Annotated in this window: 14 protein-coding genes; 8 read left to right on the forward strand and 6 right to left on the reverse strand. The window is 46.6% G+C overall.

Annotated elements, in window-relative coordinates; all coding sequences use genetic code 11:
* Positions 1-26: 26 nt before the first annotated feature.
* A complete protein-coding gene (locus LROSL1_RS01105) occupies positions 27-953 on the forward strand; it encodes a LysR family transcriptional regulator (RefSeq protein ID WP_178913429.1) in 927 nt (308 codons plus the stop codon).
* Here LROSL1_RS01105 and LROSL1_RS01110 read toward each other — a convergent pair.
* Positions 950-1,855: a LysR family transcriptional regulator gene (locus LROSL1_RS01110; protein ID WP_178913430.1), complete on the reverse strand. Its 906-nt coding sequence runs from the start codon at positions 1,853-1,855 to the stop codon at positions 950-952. The two genes, LROSL1_RS01105 and LROSL1_RS01110, sit on opposite strands and share 4 nt — an antisense overlap.
* Positions 1,856-1,979: 124 nt before the next feature.
* Between LROSL1_RS01110 and LROSL1_RS01115 the strand changes: the two genes are divergently transcribed.
* Genes LROSL1_RS01115 through lpdD form a run of 3 tightly spaced genes read left to right on the forward strand, consistent with a single transcriptional unit; the run spans position 1,980 to position 4,492 of the window.
* A complete protein-coding gene (locus tag LROSL1_RS01115; RefSeq protein WP_178913431.1) occupies positions 1,980-3,455 on the forward strand; it encodes a UbiD family decarboxylase in 1,476 nt (491 codons plus the stop codon).
* 45 nt (positions 3,456-3,500) lie between these two features.
* Positions 3,501-4,070, forward strand: coding sequence for a UbiX family flavin prenyltransferase (locus tag LROSL1_RS01120; protein WP_178913432.1), 570 nt, complete (start codon positions 3,501-3,503; stop codon positions 4,068-4,070).
* On the forward strand, positions 4,067-4,492 hold the full coding sequence (lpdD, locus tag LROSL1_RS01125) for a prenylated flavin chaperone LpdD (RefSeq protein WP_178913433.1): 426 nt from the start codon (positions 4,067-4,069) through the stop codon (positions 4,490-4,492). Before LROSL1_RS01120 ends, lpdD begins: the two co-directional genes overlap by 4 nt.
* A 599-nt stretch (positions 4,493-5,091) precedes the next feature.
* On the opposite strand, the gene LROSL1_RS01130 is transcribed toward lpdD, so the two are convergent.
* Complete coding sequence (locus tag LROSL1_RS01130) at positions 5,092-6,321, reverse strand: ABC transporter permease (RefSeq protein ID WP_178913434.1); 1,230 nt, start codon at positions 6,319-6,321, stop codon at positions 5,092-5,094.
* Positions 6,314-7,207, reverse strand: a complete 894-nt coding sequence (locus tag LROSL1_RS01135; protein ID WP_178913435.1) for an ABC transporter ATP-binding protein — start codon at positions 7,205-7,207, stop codon at positions 6,314-6,316. The genes LROSL1_RS01130 and LROSL1_RS01135 overlap by 8 nt, the downstream gene beginning before the upstream one ends.
* 187 nt (positions 7,208-7,394) lie before the next feature.
* Between LROSL1_RS01135 and LROSL1_RS01140 the strand changes: the two genes are divergently transcribed.
* Complete coding sequence (locus LROSL1_RS01140; RefSeq protein ID WP_178913436.1) at positions 7,395-8,243, forward strand: aldo/keto reductase; 849 nt, start codon at positions 7,395-7,397, stop codon at positions 8,241-8,243.
* A gap of 176 nt (positions 8,244-8,419) precedes the next feature.
* Here LROSL1_RS01140 and LROSL1_RS01145 read toward each other — a convergent pair whose 3' ends face one another.
* The 3 genes from LROSL1_RS01145 to LROSL1_RS01155 form a co-directional block, all read right to left on the reverse strand.
* A complete protein-coding gene (locus LROSL1_RS01145; protein WP_178913437.1) occupies positions 8,420-9,061 on the reverse strand; it encodes an NAD(P)H-binding protein in 642 nt (213 codons plus the stop codon).
* 82 nt (positions 9,062-9,143) lie between these two features.
* A complete protein-coding gene (locus LROSL1_RS01150; RefSeq protein ID WP_178913438.1) occupies positions 9,144-10,538 on the reverse strand; it encodes a DHA2 family efflux MFS transporter permease subunit in 1,395 nt (464 codons plus the stop codon).
* A gap of 101 nt (positions 10,539-10,639) precedes the next feature.
* The gene (locus LROSL1_RS01155; protein ID WP_017260652.1) at positions 10,640-11,329 is read right to left on the reverse strand and encodes a YoaK family protein; all 690 of its coding nucleotides are present in this window, start codon (positions 11,327-11,329) and stop codon (positions 10,640-10,642) included.
* Between the two features lie 304 nt (positions 11,330-11,633).
* Here LROSL1_RS01155 and LROSL1_RS01160 point away from each other — a divergent pair, with 304 nt between their 5' ends.
* The 3 genes from LROSL1_RS01160 (at position 11,634) to LROSL1_RS01170 (ending at position 19,547) form a co-directional block, all read left to right on the forward strand.
* On the forward strand, positions 11,634-15,173 hold the full coding sequence (locus tag LROSL1_RS01160) for a MucBP domain-containing protein (protein WP_178913439.1): 3,540 nt from the start codon (positions 11,634-11,636) through the stop codon (positions 15,171-15,173).
* Positions 15,174-15,325: 152 nt separating this feature from the next.
* Positions 15,326-16,675, forward strand: coding sequence for an amino acid permease (locus tag LROSL1_RS01165; protein WP_178913440.1), 1,350 nt, complete (start codon positions 15,326-15,328; stop codon positions 16,673-16,675).
* Positions 16,676-16,919: 244 nt separating this feature from the next.
* Positions 16,920-19,547 carry a cation-translocating P-type ATPase gene (locus tag LROSL1_RS01170; RefSeq protein WP_178913441.1) on the forward strand — a complete coding sequence of 876 codons (2,628 nt, stop codon included), beginning with the start codon at positions 16,920-16,922 and terminating at the stop codon, positions 19,545-19,547.
* Positions 19,548-19,628 lie beyond the last annotated feature (81 nt).

Here is a 19,628-nt window from a genome sequence, read left to right on the forward strand (position 1 = left end):
AAACACAGTTATGAAAGTGAGCAACGATGAAGAAACGATTGGTTGATTTTTTAGCGGCGGTTAACCGTTATGACACGATGACGGCGATTGCTCAAGGACTATACATGAGCCAGCCGTACGTCAGTCGACAGATTGGTGAGGCTGAAAAAGAGTATGGCGTTCAGTTGGTTGACCGAACATTGCCGATTCATTTAACGTATGCTGGTGAGCGATTGCTGTCGTATTTGCAACAGGAACAACAGTTACATCGAGCGATGGATACTGAAATGGAAAGCTTAGGAAAGTTTGAGTATGGTTCACTCTCGTTGGGCATTAATCAACCGTTAGCGGCCAGTTGGTTTACCGAGCTACTTCCTGATTTTTACAAACGTTTTCCACAGATGCACGTATCTATTCAGGAAGTTACCACTTCCAGAGCAGAGAATATGTTGCCAGATGGGCAGTTGGACATGTTTATTGGCAAGACAGTTTATCATCCACGGGTGGTGACGAAACCATTAGGCATCATGAAATTGGCACTACTGGTGCCGGCTACGTCGCGGCTTTATCGCAAGGACAGGTTCTGGCGACAGGCCACTGCAGAAACGATTAGCCGGCTAAATGGTGAAAATTTCATTCGTATTGGCGGTGAATCACGGTTTCAAGAACTAGTAGACCATGCTTTTCGCGACAACGGCATCCATGTTAACAACCGAATGGAGGTCAGTGACTCGCGGATTGCCTTCAGTTTGGCATTAAAACAATTAGGGGCCGTTATCGTTAATGTGAATAGTGCCAAGAAATTATCAACAGATCTGCCCATTAACGTGTTTGAGTTTTCGCCGGAAATGATGAGTTTAGATTTCAGCGTCGCCTATCGAAAAGCATTAGTACCATCAGAACCGTTGAAGTTTTTAATTCAAACGTGTGTTGAGAAAGCCGATGTATTGATGAAACAAGGATACGAGCTTTAATGTTGCGGGTGTGATTTGATAGCGTTTTGAATATAATGCAATAGTTGCTGAACAGCGGCATTATGGCAATCAGGGTCGTAAACAAACTGTAGGTGACTCGTGACAGGCGTCGTTAGTGGCCGCATCACTAGCTGATCAGTCATAAAGGGGCGCACGGACTCTTTGAACAGTAGCGTGCATTGTTGGGAGTTGGCGACAACGCTTAAAATAGTTTCAATATGAGTACTTTCAAAATGAATCGACGGGGTGAAACCAGCTGCCTGACATAATTTAATAAGGGTTTCGTAAACACCGGAACCCTGAGGGAGTGACGTGAACGCATTGTCGGCTAAGTCGGCAGGCGCAATCGTCGCTTTTTTTGCGAGGGGATGGTTCGCCGGCAACACGACCACTAACTCATCGTCGAGTAGATTGACCTGACTTAAGTGATGATGCTGAAGGTAGGCCGTATTTAAATCACGAATAATGATGGCATCCAATAGTTGTGATTGCAGTGCTGAAACGATGCGTTGTCCTTCAGTTTCCTGAAGTTGGACACTGACGTTTGGATAATCCTGCATAAAATTGGTTAGGGCTTGCATGAGTCCATATTGAGACATGATCGGGACACTGCCGATGCGGATGCTGCCGCGTCGCAAGTCTTCGACTGAAGTGACTGCCTCACGCATTTCGTTGTACTGACTGAGCAATTGCTGAGCGTAGCGGTAAAAAGTTTCACCACTTTCCGTGATTTGGAGGCTTCGACGATTGGTCGTACTTATTAGTTCTGCGTCGACTTCCTGTTGGATACCTTTCAAACGTTTGGAGAGGGCTGACTGGGTCATTTGCAAACTGACGGCAGCGTTAGACACACTTTGGGCTTCGTAGGTCGCAATGAATGCTCGTAAATCATCGATTGTCATGCTATTTTCCTTTCTATTCCATTTAGGAATAACAATACAACAAACGCGATTTGTTCACAACGTGTTTCCAACGTAAGCTGATCATTGTAAAGCAAGGTTGAAACGTGCGAAGGGAGCGATCGTAATGGCAAACGAACCATATGATTTGAGAAAAGTATTAAACGAACTGAAAAATGAACCGGGCCAGTATCATGAAACAGATGAGCTGGTTGATCCTAACGCAGAGTTGTCTGGTGTTTATCGCTACATTGGCGCGGGTGGTACCGTGATGCGGCCAACTCAAGAAGGTCCAGCAATGATGTTTAATAACGTCAAGGGATTCACAGATACGCGCGTTCTAATTGGGCTACTTGCCAGTCGCAAACGGACTGGATTGATGTTTCATCACGATTATCAAACATTGGGTCAATGTTTGAACGATTCGGTCGAAAATCCTGTGGCACCGGTTATGGTGGATGAAGATCGGGCACCGGCCCATGAGGTAATTCATCGGTCAGACGAGGATGGTTTTGATATTCGTAAGTTAATTGCTGCACCGACAAACACCGAGTATGACGCAGGACCGTACATCACGATTGGACTCGTCTACGGTTCAAATATGGATAAGACCATGAGTGACGTTACAATTCATCGGATGGTACTGGAGGATGAAGACACTATCGGTATTTTCATTATGCCCGGTGGCCGGCACATTGGTGCGTTTGCAGATGAATATGAAAAAGCCAACAAGCCAATGCCGGTTACCATTAATATCGGGTTGGATCCAGCGATTACATTAGGGGCAACGTTTGAACCACCGACTACACCACTTGGCTATAATGAGCTGGGCGTGGCGGGGGCGATTCGCCAAGAACCTGTTCAGTTAGTTGATGGCGTCAGTGTTGATGAAAAGGCGATTGCGCGTTCTGAATTCACAATCGAGGGCTACATCATGCCAAACGAACGGATGCAGGAAGATATTAATACGCATACTGGCAAAGCCATGCCTGAATTTCCTGGGTACGATGGTGACGCTAATCCAGCAGTGCAGGTCATCAAGGTTAAAGCGGTGACTCATCGTAAAGATCACCCGATTATGCAAACGGTTATTGGTCCAAGTGAAGAACATGTGAACTTGGCAGGTGTGCCAACAGAAGCCAGCATTTTGTCGCTGACTGACCGTGCGATTCCAGGGAAAGTCTTAAACGTTTATAATCCGCCTGCAGGTGGCGGTAAGTTGATGACAATCATGCAGATTCATAAGGATAATGAAGCTGATGAGGGGATTCAGCGGCAGGCGGCCTTACTCGCGTTTTCTGCGTTTAAAGAATTGAAGACGGTTATTTTAGTCGATGAAGATGTCGATATCTTTGACATGAATGACGTGATTTGGACTTTGAATACGCGCTTTCAGGCTGATCAGGACATCGTTGTGTTACCAGGGATGCGTAATCATCCACTTGATCCATCTGAACGACCACAGTATGATCCGAAGTCTATTCGTATCACGGGGATGTCCTCCAAGATGATTTTGGACGGAACAGTGCCGTACGATATGAAGGATCAGTTTGTCCGGGCTCAATTTAAAGAAGTCAAAGACTGGCAGAAGTACTTGAAGTAATTACTAACTATCAACAGAGGTTGCAAACGACAGAAGGAGGCAAAAATGAAACGCATTGTGATTGGAATTACTGGCGCATCCGGAACGATTTACGCAATTGCCTTGCTCAAGGCATTGAAGCAGTACGCAGATGTTGAAACACACCTCGTCATGAGTACCTGGGCTAAGAAAAACCTGGAATTGGAAACAGATTTATCACTCAGCGAGGTGCAAAATTTGGCAGACTATACGTATAACATTAATGATCAAGGTGCAGCTATCGCAAGCGGTTCATTTTTGCATGATGGCATGGTTATTGTACCGGCAAGCATGAAGACGATTGCGGGTATCGCTGTTGGATATGGAGATAATCTGATTGCACGGGCGGCTGATGTCACAATGAAGGAGCAACGCAAACTGATCATCGTTCCACGTGAAACGCCGTTAAGTGCGATTCACCTTGAAAACATGACGAAGCTGGCACGTCTCGGTGTTCAGATGATTCCGCCAATCCCAGCCTTTTATAATCATCCCCAAACCATTCAGGATTTGATTGATCATCAGACCATGAAGTTACTGGATGCATTACACATTGCAAATAATGTTGATCAACGCTGGGAAGGGATGGCTAAATGATGCAAAACGATAGCCGGACGTTTCAAACGACTCGGCAAGACTATACTATCCAAGCCGACGTACGTTTAATTGGCAAGGATGCGCTGATTGTAGTAACTGGTGGTGACCATCCACATATTGGTGATGTCACAACATTGACGGCGACTACAGACATGCAAACAGTTAAGTTTCCCAGCCATGACGGTCGGTTTCACAAGGATAATGTCGTTGGGGAACAAGTCGCTAAGGCAATTCAAGCCGTTTTACCGGGTAGTTGTACGATCACGTCTGGTATTCATGTGGATCATATTTCGCAAGCTCAGATTGACGCAGCGATACCGATGGGCGATGACCTGGGTGTTCAAATCAAAACGTGGCTTCAACAACAAACGATTTCGGCATCCGCACCAGTTTATTATTCCGATGATGAAAAACCTCAATAAGAGTTATGCTCAGCGTTCCGCGGAGTGGGGACGGCCGTTTCATGGGACCGACCCAAGCCCACAAGACGGTCTTGGGTCTCGATTCTGAGCTCATAACCCGATCTCAGAAGTCGTCCAGCTATACTAAGTGGCCTATCGCCACTAAGTATAGCTACCACGAAACTCTGTCCCCACTCCGCTTCACTTACATAACGAATAACTGTCATTTTTTTACAATATTTAAGCTGAATGATGAATATGAGCTAGCAAATTTTAGTCAAGGTTAGTGTCGAATGATGCATCGATTGCCGAATCGGTGTGAGTTAAGTACAATGTGAGCTGGAGGGGTCAGTGTTGAAACTAACTGCGAAAGTGGTGTTAATTCGGTGATTTGTGCCGAATTTACAGCACGGACGAGCTTGAAGACGGTGGTTTTGCGGCTTCAAGTCGAGACACAAGACGGTTTATGGCTTGGGTCGGTCCACGCAGTAGGTTTCATAAACTGACAACCGGAAGCGGAATAATTCAACAAACGTAATATCTTCAAAATTCGATAACATTAAAAACAGGATTTGACTGCCGTATATCATGACAATCAAATCCTATTTTTAGTGGAAAAACTATGCACGACGTTTGCGACCAAACTGGTACCAATGCTTGCGATTGCTGTAATCTAACACGTGCTGCTGGTATACGCGGCAGGCAACCCAAGTCATGAGGACCAGCGCAATGGCGGCAATTGCGACGCTTGCCCAAACTTCTGAAAGTGCGGCGTTACCAACTGCGTAACGAACGGGCATCAGGCTTTGGGAGAGGAACGGTACATAAGAACCGATTCGAATGAGTAGGCTGTTGCTGTTCACTGCGATAAAGGAGGCCACGTACGCCAGCATCCCCACCGTCGTTAACGGTGACAACGCTTGGCTGACTTCTTCTTGGCGTGTGACCATGGAACCTAGCATTGCCGCAATAACGGTGTACAACATGACACCGAGAACAAAGTAGGCAACTAGCACACTCACCATCCCCGGTTGAATCTGACTAAAGGAAAAGTCACCTAAAAAGCTGATATTGTGATTGAAGTATTGCATCCCAATCAAACCGGCAATTCCGGTAATGATGACCTGCAGGACGATCAGCGCTAGCATGCCAGTCACCTTGCCAAAGAATTGTGTCACCGGACTGACACTGCTGACCAATATTTCCATGATGTGAGAGCCTTTTTCGGTAGCCGTTTCCTGGGCAATCATACTGGTGTACATCGCGATAAACATGTAGATCAAAAAGGTGACGACAAACGCGACGACCAAGTTAGCCCCTTGTTGGTTGGATTTTTGACGGCGAACGACCCCATTTTGATAGGCGACGTTTTGTGTTTTATACGAAGCGGGGGCAAACAGTTGTTGTAATTGTTTGGCAGTCAATCCCAGTTGCTGGGCGGCCTGTCGCAGTTTTAATGTATTCAAATTATTTTTGAGCGTGTCACTGTCTAGCGAATTACCATTGGTACGTTGTCGGTAAACGGCACTAACCGTTTGACCGGTCACAGTGACATTGAGGTAGCCATCGATTTTTTCGTGACTCAGCCGTTTTTCAGCAACTTGTTCAGAGGGAACGGCTTTATTCACTCGATAATCGCCATGTGTGGGTGATTCCACCAATGCGTTACGCAAAGCCACGTTATTGCTGGTGATGGCAATGGTTGGCGTCTGATTGGTCTTATTAGTGATAAACGCAAACAACGCGATGGCCGCAATGATTAATACTGGAAAGAATAGTGAAAACAGATAGGCAGGCGACTTGATGTTCTTGCGAATAACTTGGCGGGTGACGACCATAAACTTATTCATGATTGGCCACCTCGATTCTGAAGATTTCGTCTAACGACGGTGGCTCTTGCGAAAATTCCGGAATATAACCTTTGCTGGTAGCGGCTTTGAATAATTCGTGACCCACGGCTTCATTGTCTAGCGTTAGTTCATAGGCATTGCCACGTTGCTGAACGTCATTGACGCCAGGAAAGGCGACTAGTGCTGATTTGTCCAGTGGTGAGCGCAAACGGACGCGGGTGTTGCCGAACTGTGACCGAATCTCATCTGGTGTGCCGCTAAGTACGGTTTCACCGTTTCTTAGCATCAGTAGATGATCACTGATGCGTTCCACATTTGCCATGTCATGAGAGGAGAAGATGATGCTGGCGCCATGTTGCTTCATTTCGATGATACTGTCTTCGAGCAGTTGGGCATTGACGGGATCAAGACCACTAAAGGGCTCATCAAGGATAATGAGTTTTGGTTGATGAATTAATGTGGCAATTAACTGAACCTTTTGTTGATTCCCCTTAGACAAGTCCTTGATCTTATCTGTCAGTTTGCCCTTAACATTAAATCGCGCCATCCACTGTGGGAGGGCTTTCCGCGTAACGGCCGGTTTTTGCCCACGAAGGGCGGCAAAGTATACCACTTGGTCCTGGATGGACATGCGGGTGTAGAGGCCGCGTTCCTCCGGCAGGAAGCCGACCGTATTATAGTCGTCTTTTGTCAGGGGATGACCTTGCCACAAAACGGTGCCACTATCAGGTGGTAGAAGGTTTAAAATCATTCGAAACGTGGTGGTTTTGCCAGCGCCGTTTTGACCGATCAGCCCCATGATTTCGCCTTCTTGAATAGTAAATGACTCGTCCCCAACACCTTGTTTAGGACCGAATCGTTTTGTTAAGTTTGCTACAGTTAGCATGCGATTACCTCGTTTGGAGTGCGTCATTACCGTGAACATTAACACTGTCAGTATATGAAAAAATGCAACGAATGAACAGAATATTTGTTTGTTTAGATGGGTTATGGCTTGCATTCGAGTGGGTGGAAAGCGCTAGTATATAGTCACGGTGGTTGTTAACTGCCTTTTATTAAATGGAGGTATGAAAATGGCAACAGTTACAGATACTTATAAGTTAAGTAACGGCATTGAGATTCCTAAAGTCGGCTTTGGCACATGGCAGATTCCTGCTGGTGACGTTGCCTACAATTCTGTCGCAAACGCCCTTAAGGTTGGCTATCGGCACATTGATACAGCGAAGGCATACGCAAACGAAGCGAGTGTTGGCCAAGCCATTCGCGATTCAGGCATCGATCGCAAGGACATTTTTGTGACGTCAAAATTGCCCGGCGAGACGAAAACATACGACGGCACATTAGCGGATTTTGATGCAACATTTAAAGCTCTGGATATTGATTATTTAGATTTGTACTTGGTTCACGCACCGTGGCCATGGTCACAAATTGGCACTAACCACGATAAAGAAAACGTTGACGTTTGGCGCGCCATGCAGGAAATCTACAAGAGTGGTCGGGTAAAGGCCATTGGTGTTTCAAACTTCAATGTACACGACTTGCAAAACGTGATGCAGGATGCTGAAATTGCGCCGATGGTCGACCAAATTCAGTACTACGTTGGTTTCACAGAGCCAAAGATTGTCGACTTTGCTAAGCAAAATAATATTCTGGTTGAAGCCTACTCACCATTAGCAACTGGCGGTTTGCTGAACAATGAGGACGTCGCCGCAATGGCTAAAAAGTACGGCGTTAGCGTCGCCCAACTAGCTTTACGGTTCTGCATCCAAAACGGGTTGTTACCGTTGCCTAAAGCAACGAGCGCTGCTCACATTGAGGCGAACAAAGAACTCGACTTTACGATTCAAGATGAGGACATGGACAAGTTGAACAACATGCCTGACACTGCACCATCACATTTTCACAATGCAACACAAGGTTAGTTTGAAATCTTGTTAACTAGTTAAACAAAAGAGCCGTTGCGCAAACAATTTATGTTTGTACAGCGGCCCTTTTACGTGTCTGGAGTCGACCGCTCCGTCAAATTGAGACGGACCGTTCCATATTTTGATTCTTCATGTTACTCCGGGAGTGTCCCCCAAAAGAAAAAGACTAAACATCAGTAGCCAGCCGGTGAATCTGCTTCAGTGTTGGGCTGGAAGACAGCGATGCTGGCACGGTTATCACGGGTGGAATCGGTGATTAGCTTAATGACATAATCGCTGACGCTGGCGCGCGAAACAATGGTGTTTGTAACTGTGGTGCCACTGGCTGAGGTGCCATAGTCAATGGTTGCGTCATTGGTCATCCAGGCACAACGAATTAACGTATAATCCAAGGCTGAATTTTTGATCACGTCGGCCGCACGAACGGATACGGACATTAAGTCACCAACGGCCTGATTTTCCCATTCTTTAAAAGCACCGGTTAGTTCGTTCTCGATACCGATGCCAGTAATCCACAATAATCTTGAAACGTGCGCTTTTTCCATAGCAGTAGTGATGACTTGTGCCTGCTTTTCATGTTCCGTGTCACCACCAAGGGTTTCAAAGACAATGTCTTGATTAACCATGGCCCAATTTACCGCAACGGCGTCAGTTGCATCGCCCTCGATAATCGTTTCACGGGTAGGATCAGTAATTGTCAGGCGTGATGCGTTCCTCAAAAACAAGGTTAAGTGGGCATCCGTTTCGTTTAACAAACGTTCGGTGACCTGACGGCCGATTGTGCCATTAGCCCCCAAAATTAAAACATTTTGCATCAGTAATACCTCCCAAACTCGGTCATTTCGACCAAGTGACGTCAGTATAGAACCTTCGAGTAACTGTAATGCAAATGACTTTCTAAACTTTCTTGTGATTTAACCGCAGACCGTGAACCAATACAAAGAAGTTAATCAACAAGAGTACCGCCAGCACAATAAAGCCACGCTGTGTGCCTAACTGAGTGCGGAATGTAAAGGAGTGGGTGCTACCAGCCTGTGTCAGCGCGACTACCGCAGACACAATCGCCGTTCCGACGGCACCGGCGAATTGCTGAACGGTGTTGTAAATAGCGTTACCATCACTTTGCTGTTGGTCTGACAGAGATTTTAGGCCGGTTGTCATGATGTTGCCGAATGCTAGGCCGGTACCAAACATATAGAGCAGATACCAACTTAAAATGATGCCAGGAGTCAGAGAGCTTGTACCAAACATCATGCCGCCCAAAGCGACTAACTGACAGAAAGCACCGGTCAAAATTGGCCGTGTTGGACCGAAATGGTCGAGAATCGTGCCACCTAGGGGCGCAAATAACGCTCCTAGCGCAGCCCCAGGCAGGACAACTAACCCGGCAATTAAGGCACTTTTACCGTTTACGAGTTGCAGGAAGTTTGGCAGGAGAAAGGATAATCCCAGCGCACTGATTTGAACGAGAAAGAATGCTAAAAGGTGCCAACTGAAAACGGGTTGACTAAAAACTGTCAACTTGATCAGTGGCTGATCAATGCGTTTGGAGCGCCAAATGAACGCTGCGAGGGACAAACAACCAATGATGATGCCTAAAATAACAGGCCACGGTTGGGTCGTCACGTGGGCCATATTGCTGAGACCAAGGATAAAGCTGATGAAGGTCAGCGCGACTAGCCCCCAACTGAGAACGTCAAAATGGACTTTTTCTGTTTTATTGACTTGCCGAATGGTCAGTAACCCGGTAATCAGCGAGAGTAGCAACAGCGGGATGAGGAACATAAAAATGTCCCGCCAGTTGAGGTTGCTGACAATCAGGCCGCCATACGTTGGTCCTAATGCAGGTGCAACCGCGGTGACTAGCGTGCCAATGCCCATAAGCAGACCAATTTTGTCCATTGGTGCCTGCTCCAAAATGATGTTAAACATCAATGGCAGGGCAATCCCAGTTGCAACACCCTGAATTAGTCGTCCTAGAAGAAGCACGCCAAATGTCGGGGCAAACGTATCAACGAGCAGGCCAGCAATGAACAGCAAGTTAGCAGTTAAAAAGAGTGTCCGTGTTTTGAATCGTCGTTTGAGGAAGGACGAAATTGGGACAAACGTCGCAACAATGAGCAGGTAGCCAGTGGTTAACCACTGAACGGTTCCCGTACTGATATGAAATTGCCGCATCAATACGGGAAAAGTAATATTCATGGCCGTCTCGACCACCACACCGGCAAATGACATTAGACCGGTGGCGAAAATGGCAAGGATCAAGCGACTATTGAGCGTTCGTTGTTGCAAAAAAAGACCTCCTTAAGGTGCAATTAAACGTTACTTCGTTTATATCACAGTCTCGGAAGGTCTCGCTAGAACGAATTTATAAAACTTTTTATGGAAAGTAATTAATCACTGAAATGAATGTTCTTTTGATGAAGTGCAATGGAGTAGCCGACGATGATCAATAGGATGCCAACTGCGGCAAACCAAATCGCGTGAACGTTGAAGGATAATTGCAAAAGAGCCGAAATGATGGCACCTGCCGCAAACGCCACCACCAACTCTAGGTAAAGCAACGCGCTTATCAGTTGACTGCGGTTGTGATGGAAATGAAACTCACCAATCGCAATCATGGCCATTTTAAGGTTACCGGTGGAATAAACGCTGTTGTAGCCGTGACCTTCAATGGCATTGAAGGCCGTCGTTTGCATGGCCATGACCATTGCTAACGGTGGTACCGCGAAAATATCCGACACGCTCCGTGGTTCGAACCCAACGATGATACAAACCAGCATTTCCAGTAAGAGAGTGGGGATGCGCCAATAGTGTGTGTTGTGGCGATGCTTAAATAAACTGACGGCCAGCACGCCCAGTGAGAAAAAGAGGATGGCTGCCACCTTGGTCATGAGGCTAGGCAGATTGCGTTTGGCAACGTCGACACTCAGAAAAATGATGTTGCCAGTCTGCATAGCCGCCAGTGAGCCACCGCGCTGTTCAAACGTATAAGCGTCGATAAAACCACCGACCATTGTGAGAGCTACGGCGAGCCGTCGAAGCTGGTAAATCTGGGGAACACCGTCTTTATCTAGGGGCATAATAAACTTCTTTCCGATTTCGTATAAGGAATAGTTTAGCACAACCGCGGAAGATTAAAATTCAATGATAAAACGAAGGCTACAGTGATGAAAAATAAATTGTTATTTTTTGAACAAAGCGGACCATTAAATCCCAGTTTCAATAATGATACATGGGGTATATTGTTCAAAACTTAATTGTGGTAGTGCCTCAAAAGGTTGCAATATCAGCATCTTTCACGAGTCACATCAATTGTTAGAGAAACTAATTATTCTTATGATTACGATAAGAACATTGGTGGAAGCAATAGATGGAGGCGACGAAATGATGATGGAAATTAGTATGCATTCAAAATGGTTGGCTAAAATGGTTCATGGCTTTTCTGCCACACTGATTATGTTTGGCACACTTGGTGGGCTGGCTTGGAGTCCACCATCGTCTGCAAAAGCGGAAACGAAGACAAAACAACGAACTGAGCGCAATGAAGGGATAATCAATGTTTCGGCGAAGGATTTTTTGGAACGCTTTCACCTTAATGGGTCAGCAACATACAAGTATGATGCGAAAAACGATACGGGGATTGTGACGCTTACGGAAGATGTGAAGGAACAGGCTGGTAATTTTACGTTAAAAGATCGGATTGATCTTGATAAGAGCTTTGAACTGACTGGTTCGGTTAACCTCGGTAGTGATTCAGAGACTACAGGAGCTGACGGTATTGGGTTTGCCTTCCACCCTGGGGATACAAAAGCAGTTGGGTATCGCGGTGCCAACATGGGAATCGGTGGATTGCAAAATGCCATTGGTTTCCAGCTAGATACTTTCCATAATAGTTATTCAGCCCCTGATCCTAACGGAAAATATCCCAATTATCAGTTAGGGTGGGAAGCCGATCCAAACGTCAATCCGTACGGGGCGTTTGTTACAACGGATGGTGAAAAAGGCTGGGCTACGATTGACACGGCTACGGTGCAGAAGTTTGATGGCTCAAAGAATATCGATGGTAAGTTTAGACCTTTCAAAATTTCTTATGATGGAAAGACGCGTTTGTTAACGGTTCAGTATGATGCTGCTGAAGGCGCAAAGTATTGGACGTACACGATTCCTAAGGGCGAGCAGTATCAACAGATGGCGATGGCTGTCAGCGCTTCTACAGGGGGCTCGAAAAACAAACATCAGTATAAATTTGATGATTTCAAGTATGAATCTTGGTCCGGTATTAACGTGCGGTATGTTCGTGAAGATAAGGATGGTTATCACGATATTGCTGATCCTGAAAGCATGTCAGGGCCAGATGGACAAGAGTACAAAACAGAACAAAAAGAGATTTCCGGTTACAAATTTAAAGAAATGGGTAAAGACAGTTTGCCCGCTAGCGGAACATACAGCGGTACCGGTGGCACGGTCATTTACGTTTATGAATCGACTCAGTCGGACTCGGCTGGGGTTAAGGTGATCCATAAAACGGAAGATGGCAAAATTTTGAAAACTGAAAATGCCACTTACGGAAAAGATTCAAGTGGCAATCCCTTGCCGCCAATCGTTGGTAATCAATATTTTACTCAGCAGGGCACATTTGACGGGTATGTCTTCGTTAAAGTAGATGAAAGTGGCTGGGCGCCAACAGGTTTCTTGGAGAAAGACGAGGGTATCGTGACTTATATTTATCGCGATAAGAATGCGCCAGAAACTGCGATGCCAGTTACGGTTAACCACGTTGATAAGAGCACAGGCAATTTATTGAAAGAAGGATTGGCGACATTTCCAGATGGCTTGTTTGTCGGTCAACGATATACATCGGAAATTGGTGAGTTTCCTGGTTTCAAGTATGTTGGCATCGACGAAAATGGATTGAAGCCTACAGGAATTCTGGACAATAAAGGTGGCGCTGTGACCTATTACTATGAGCCAGAACCAGAGCCTGCTGGAGAAGTGAAAGTTCATTACCAAACAGAAGATGGTAAGACACTAGGTAGTGCGGATGCCGATTATCCAGATGGTCAACACGTCGGTAAGCAGTACACGACGAAGCAAAAAGCGTTTGATGGGTACGAATTCGTGAAAGTGGATGAAGAAAAAGGCTTGTCGGCTACTGGTACATTAACCGCCGCCGATGGTGATGTGTACTACATCTACAAGGCAGTCGAGCCAGACCCCGAACCTGCCGGCAAAGTTACCGTTCATTACCAAACGGAAGACGGTAAGTCATTAGGAAGTGCAATGGCCGGTTATCCGGATGGTCAACATGTCGGTAAACAGTACACGACTGAAAAACGCGATTTTGATGGCTATGAATTCGTGAAAGTGGACGAAGAAAAAGGCTTGTCGGCTACTGGTACATTAACCGCCGACGACGGAGATGTTTACTACATCTACAAGGCCACCGAAACGCCTGATCCCGATCCCGAACCTGCTGGCAAAGTGATGGTTCGTTATGTCACCGATGATGCTGAACCTAAGGAGTTAAAGGACTCCGAAGAGGCCAACTACTTAGACGAGCAGGTTGTTGGTGGGCGTTATCAAACGACTAAGTATACGTTTGAGGGATACAGTTTCAAAGAAATATCCAGCGATGGCCTGCCAGAGAGTGGTTATCTGACCGCCGAGGGTGGCACAGTAACGTATGTTTATTCGAAAGAAGATGACCCAGCAAAGTGTGGACGTGTTCACGTGACTCATCAGACGGTTGACGGCGAGAAAATGGATAGCCACGAAGCAGATTATCCAAATGGTCAGGCAGTTGGTGAACGGTATGAAGCTAGTCCACGTGATTTTCGGCCACTGACCTATCTATTTACGACGGAGGACAGTGACCCTGCGACGGGTACGTTAGAAGAAGCGGACAAACAGGTAACGTTCGTTTATGGCGACGCTGATGATGCTTTGCCAAATGTGAAGGTTGAATACAAAACGGAAGATGGCGACTTGCTGGGTAGTGCGGTTGCAACATATCCAGAGGGTCAACAAGTGGGTAAACCGTATCAAACAAACCAACGTGAATTTAACGGATATAGCTTTGTTAGGATAGATGCCGCTGGTCTGGCCGCTAATGGTGACATTCCAGAAAGTGGCGGCACGGTAACTTATCTTTACCGGGCTAATCCAACAGATCCGACGCCTGGTGAACCAGATCCAGACCCAGATCCAACAGATCCGGAGCCATCACCCGTACCAGATCCTAAGCCGGACCCAGATCCGGAACCGACGCCGGAACCATCCGATCCGACTGAGCCATCAAATCCAGGAAACGGATCAGGTTCTGACAACTCGGAATCTAACAACGGTAGTTCTAACACAGACAGTTCTGATAATGAATCGAACGGTAACGATGTTAATAGTGGTTCCAACATTGGCGGTGGAAACGGCAATGCCAGTAACTCAGATAGTTCGAGTGTAGCTGACAATGGATCAGGGACAACAATTTCAGATTCATCGTCAGCAGGTAATCAGAATGCTGACACTGGAAAAGAAAATTCAAATAATCAACAACGAGCAACGACCGGTAACACAAATACTGATAACCAGTTAACTAGTGGTCAATCACAAGGCTATCCAGTAACCGATGTGCTGGGTGAAGTTCAACAATCGGGGATGACGAGTGGTGAATCTAGTACTGAACAGTCAACGTCTTCTGTTGAAGAAGCGACTGCCACGCATGATTCAGGTCAAGCACTAGCAGGTAATCAGCCGGCAATGGCGCAGACTGATCCCGGCGAACCAGCGGTTAAGTCACCAGTTAAAAAGGATTCAGGTGGTTTACCGTTCGTGGGTCAACGCACGGAAGCACTAGTTACTATTGGGGTCCTCGCGCTGTTAGTAACATTTACAGGATTCTACATGTTTAAAAAACGGTCTAAAAAGTAATTTTCCATCTTAATTGAAAGCACTGACTGTAATTGGTGTACCAAGTGACAATTACAGTCAGTGCTTTTTGATGGGTTGCGTCCGAAAACGAGTTAGCGTAGAGTAAATTGCATCTCTTTTACAAAAAATGAACGGATAGGAAAGGAAACATCATGGCACAGACACCGCCCAAACAACTTGCTCGTAAGCTAACACACCGTCACATTCAAATGATTGCGCTGGGCGGCACGATTGGTACTGGCCTATTCTTGGGTTCTGGTAGTGCGATTCATCAGGCTGGACCGGCCATCATTTTAGCCTATGCCATCGGTGGTTTCTTTTGTTATTTAATGATGCGAGCTCTGGGTGAGTTGTTGCTGTCTGATTTGAAGAAAACCTCTTTTTTGGACTTTATTCAAACATACCTTGGCAAACGCGCAGGTTTTGTCATTGGCTGGATTTACTGGTTGTGCTGGTTGAGCCTGGCCATGGCTGATTTAACGGCAACTGGTATTTACTTAAAATACTGGTGGCCGGGCTTGCCCCAATGGCTACCACCACTGATAATTATTGGCCTCCTCGTTTTGGTCAATTTGATGTCTGTTGGCGCGTTTGGTGAGTTGGAATACTGGTTTGCGATGATCAAGGTGGTCACCATTGTGGCGTTAATTGCCGTTGGGGTCATTTTGCTAGCAACGCAAGTAAACGTTAATGGGCACACGGCTGATTTAGCGCGATTGTGGCAGCACGGTGGTTTCTTCGCCACCGGTTGGTCGGGCTTCTTGACCTCATTTACGCTGGTTATCTTCGCCTTTACCGGTATTGAGATGTTGGGACTGACTGCCGGTGAAACGGCCAACCCGCAAAAGGAGTTGCCTCGAGCAATCAACAGTTTGCCAATTCGGATGATTTTGTTTTACGTTGGCGCGTTGTTTGCGATGATGATTATCTATCCATGGCAACAGTTGCCAGTTCACAGCAGTCCATTTGTACAAGTATTTAATGGTCTGGGAATTAAAGCGGCAGCTGGTGTGATCAACTTTGTGGTATTGACTGCGGCTTTGTCAGCGGCCAACAGTGCCTTATTTAGTACAAGTCGGACGTTATTTGTGTTGGCTAACATGGGTGGCGCGCCGAAGCGGCTCAAAAAGGTTAACCGGTTTAACGTGCCTAAGCCGGCAATGCTTGTTTCTGCCTTTATTCTGTTACTAACTGTGCTTTTAAATTACCTACTGCCAGGTACCGTCTTTACGCTAGTGGCCAGTATGTCGACGATTAACTTTATTGTTGTATGGATGGCACTTATCGTGTGCCACTTGCGTTATCGCCGACAAACGAAGCAGCCCAGTCAGCTATTCGCAATGCCGTTCTTTCCTATTAGTGATTGGATAACGTTGGTCTTTTTTGGTCTCGTCATCGTTGGACTGTTTTTCGTTCCTCAGCGTTGGTGGATGGTGTTTGGCGCCGGTGCTATCATACTGGCATTGATGTTAATCGGCCGGATTGTCGTGAAAGAACCCTGATTATCATTGAGTTTTAGTTTATAAATTAATGTGAGATAAGATTGTGACTCAGTTTGATACCGTTGTAGTGGTGGGAACCGCCAAACGGCAATCAGTGAGCTGCAATCTTTTTTTATGGCTTTCATAGGCGTTAACTTTGCGCGTCTTCATTTGTGTTTGTTAAAATTATTGCAACGAGTCGTGCATGACAGCGGTTATGTAGCGATCGATTCCACCGAAGTTAGAATGAGAAAGGACTGAGGCGATGAACCAGATTGCACACACTAAAGAAGAACGGCGTGACTTTATCCATCAGGGATTAAGCGCCAAAGAAGTTAAGGACCGTCAAGCACTTGACGGTAAGAATGAATTACAGGAACAAAAGCCACCGAGTATTTGGCGGAAGCTACTTCAACAGTTAACGGAAATTACAGCCATTATTTTGCTGGTTGCCGTTGGGATCTCCACCTATATGGCAATTGCGCTCAATGGCGGTTGGACTAAGCCGATCGTTATCGGGGCGATCGTCATCTTAAACGTTGCGATTGGGTTATATCAGGAGCAAAGTGCAGAAAAGGCGTTGGCAGCACTGAAACAAATGAGTGTGCCAACGGCCAAAGTGCGACGTGATGGTGCCGTACAGGAGATTGCGGCAGCCGATATTGTCGTTGGCGATGTGGTGCTTCTCAACGCCGGTGACCGGGTACCAGCTGACGGTTTGCTGGAAAGTGTAACCGCCCTGGCTGTGGATGAAGCCATCTTAACGGGTGAAAGTGAAGCGGTTGAAAAATCGCTGACCGGTAACGGTAAGGATGTCGAATCAATCGGTGATCAAGTTAACCGGGTATTTGCTGGTACGTCGGTTACTCGCGGATCAGGGACGATGATTGTCACGGCCATTGGGATGGCGACGGAGCTCGGTGAAATTGCTGGTTTATTGAATAAGACCAAGCCAAAGCAGACGTTGTTGCAAAAACGGTTGTCACGGTTGGCCTTAACCCTAACTGGTGTTGCCATTGCTGGTGGGGTACTGATCTTTATGCTCAGCATGACACAGCAGTTGGGCAGCGTTGCTGACAATTTGATGATGGGTGTCTCACTAGCTGTAGCGGCGGTTCCGGAAACGTTGCCAGTGATTGTGACCATCAGTTTGGCTGTCGGTGTCCAGAAAATGGCCAAGCGGCATGCCATTATCCGTCAAATCAGTGCCGTTGAAACAATCGGTAGCATTGATGTGATTGCTTCAGATAAGACGGGGACCTTAACCCAGAATCAGATGACAATTACACGACTGTGGGTGCCTGGTGAGCAACCGGCAAACATTAGCGGAAATGGTGAACTCGATGTATCTGCAACACGACTATTACGCTATTTTGGTCTGGCTACGAATGCTACCATTGTCGCCACGGATGATGGCGAACAGACCACTGGTGATGCGACCGAACTGGCTATCGTTCGGTTAATGCAGCAGCACGGTTTATCGAGAAACGAATTCGAACAAGAAGCACCACGTGTGGCGGAACGGCCATTTTCATCGGATGTGAAGTCCATGGCGACCCTTCATGAAACGGTAGAAGGTAAATTTTTGCTGATTGTCAAAGGTGCTGTGGATCGTTTACCGGTTAAACTTTCCCAGGCAGAGCGTCAACGTTTGGACAATGTACATGACGCGTTTGCACATGATGCACTGCGTGTGTTGGCCGTCGGGTACCGTGTCTTTGACAGTGACCCAGGGCGTGACTGGACGAAGCTAGAAAGAGACCTAACCTTTGCAGGAATTATTGGTCTGATTGACCCACCACGACCTGAAGCTGCACCGGCCGTTCAGCAAGCACGTGAGGCTGGCATCAAGCCAGTGATGATCACGGGTGACCACAAGGAAACTGCCAGGGCGATTGCTGAGCAAATTGGGATTTACCGCGACGGTGACCTAGCCGTTTCTGGCCGCGAGTTGAACGCTTGGAGTGAAGAAGAACTGGCCGACAAGGTCGAACGGGTCAGCGTGTTTGCCCGAGTGTCACCTGAGGACAAAATTCGAATTGTGAATGCTTGGCAGAGTCATGGCAAAATTGTGGCAATGACCGGTGATGGTGTCAACGATGCGCCCGCATTAAAAGCCGCCGATGTTGGTGTGGCAATGGGCATCACAGGAACCGAAGTGGCGAAGGGGGCGGCTGATGTCATCCTGACTGATGATAACTTTGCTACGATTATTGATGCTGTTGATTCTGGGCGGACGATTTACCAAAACATCCTTAAGGCCGTCGAATTTTTAGTCGGCGTTAACTTCGCCCAAATCTTCTTAATGATCGGTAGCGTGTTAATGGGTTGGGGTGCGCCGCTGATTGCAGAACAATTGCTGTTAATTAACGTGCTGGCCGATGGGATTCCTGGTTTCTACCTAGCCCGCGAACCAGGTGAAAGATCAGCAATGAAACGACCACCAATTCCAAATGAGCAGAGTATTTTTGCAAACGGACTTGGCAAACGAATGGCGTGGCGGGCCGGTATCTACACGGTACTTACGCTAGGCATCTATGCATTGGGCCGCTTTGGCTTAACAGATAACAAAGCTGTCGTTGGCTCCACAATGTTGTTCCTTGTCTTGGCACTAGGGTCAATGATTGATATTTACCCAATCAAACGACGTGAACCAATGACGTGGGCGTCAATTAGAGCAAACCACTCACTCAACCTCGCATTAGGCGTTGCGGCAGCAATCATCATTCTGATTGCTCTCGTACCTGCTTTGCAAGGTGCCTTTGGACTAACCAGTTTAACGCCCTTGCAATGGCTGATTAGTCTTGTCGCTACGCTTATCCCAACCGCTATTCTAGAAGGATTGAAGCGATTGGATTGGCGTAAACGTTCAGAATCAGTGGTAGCAGAATAGGTATAAAAACTCACTAGTTTTATGATTAGTGAGTTTTTTTGTTGACTTTATGTCGATAACGACATAATATAATCAGTGTCG

Origin of the sequence: Furfurilactobacillus rossiae (assembly GCF_013394005.1) — a bacterium.
Classification (GTDB): Bacteria; Bacillota; Bacilli; order Lactobacillales; family Lactobacillaceae; genus Furfurilactobacillus; species Furfurilactobacillus rossiae.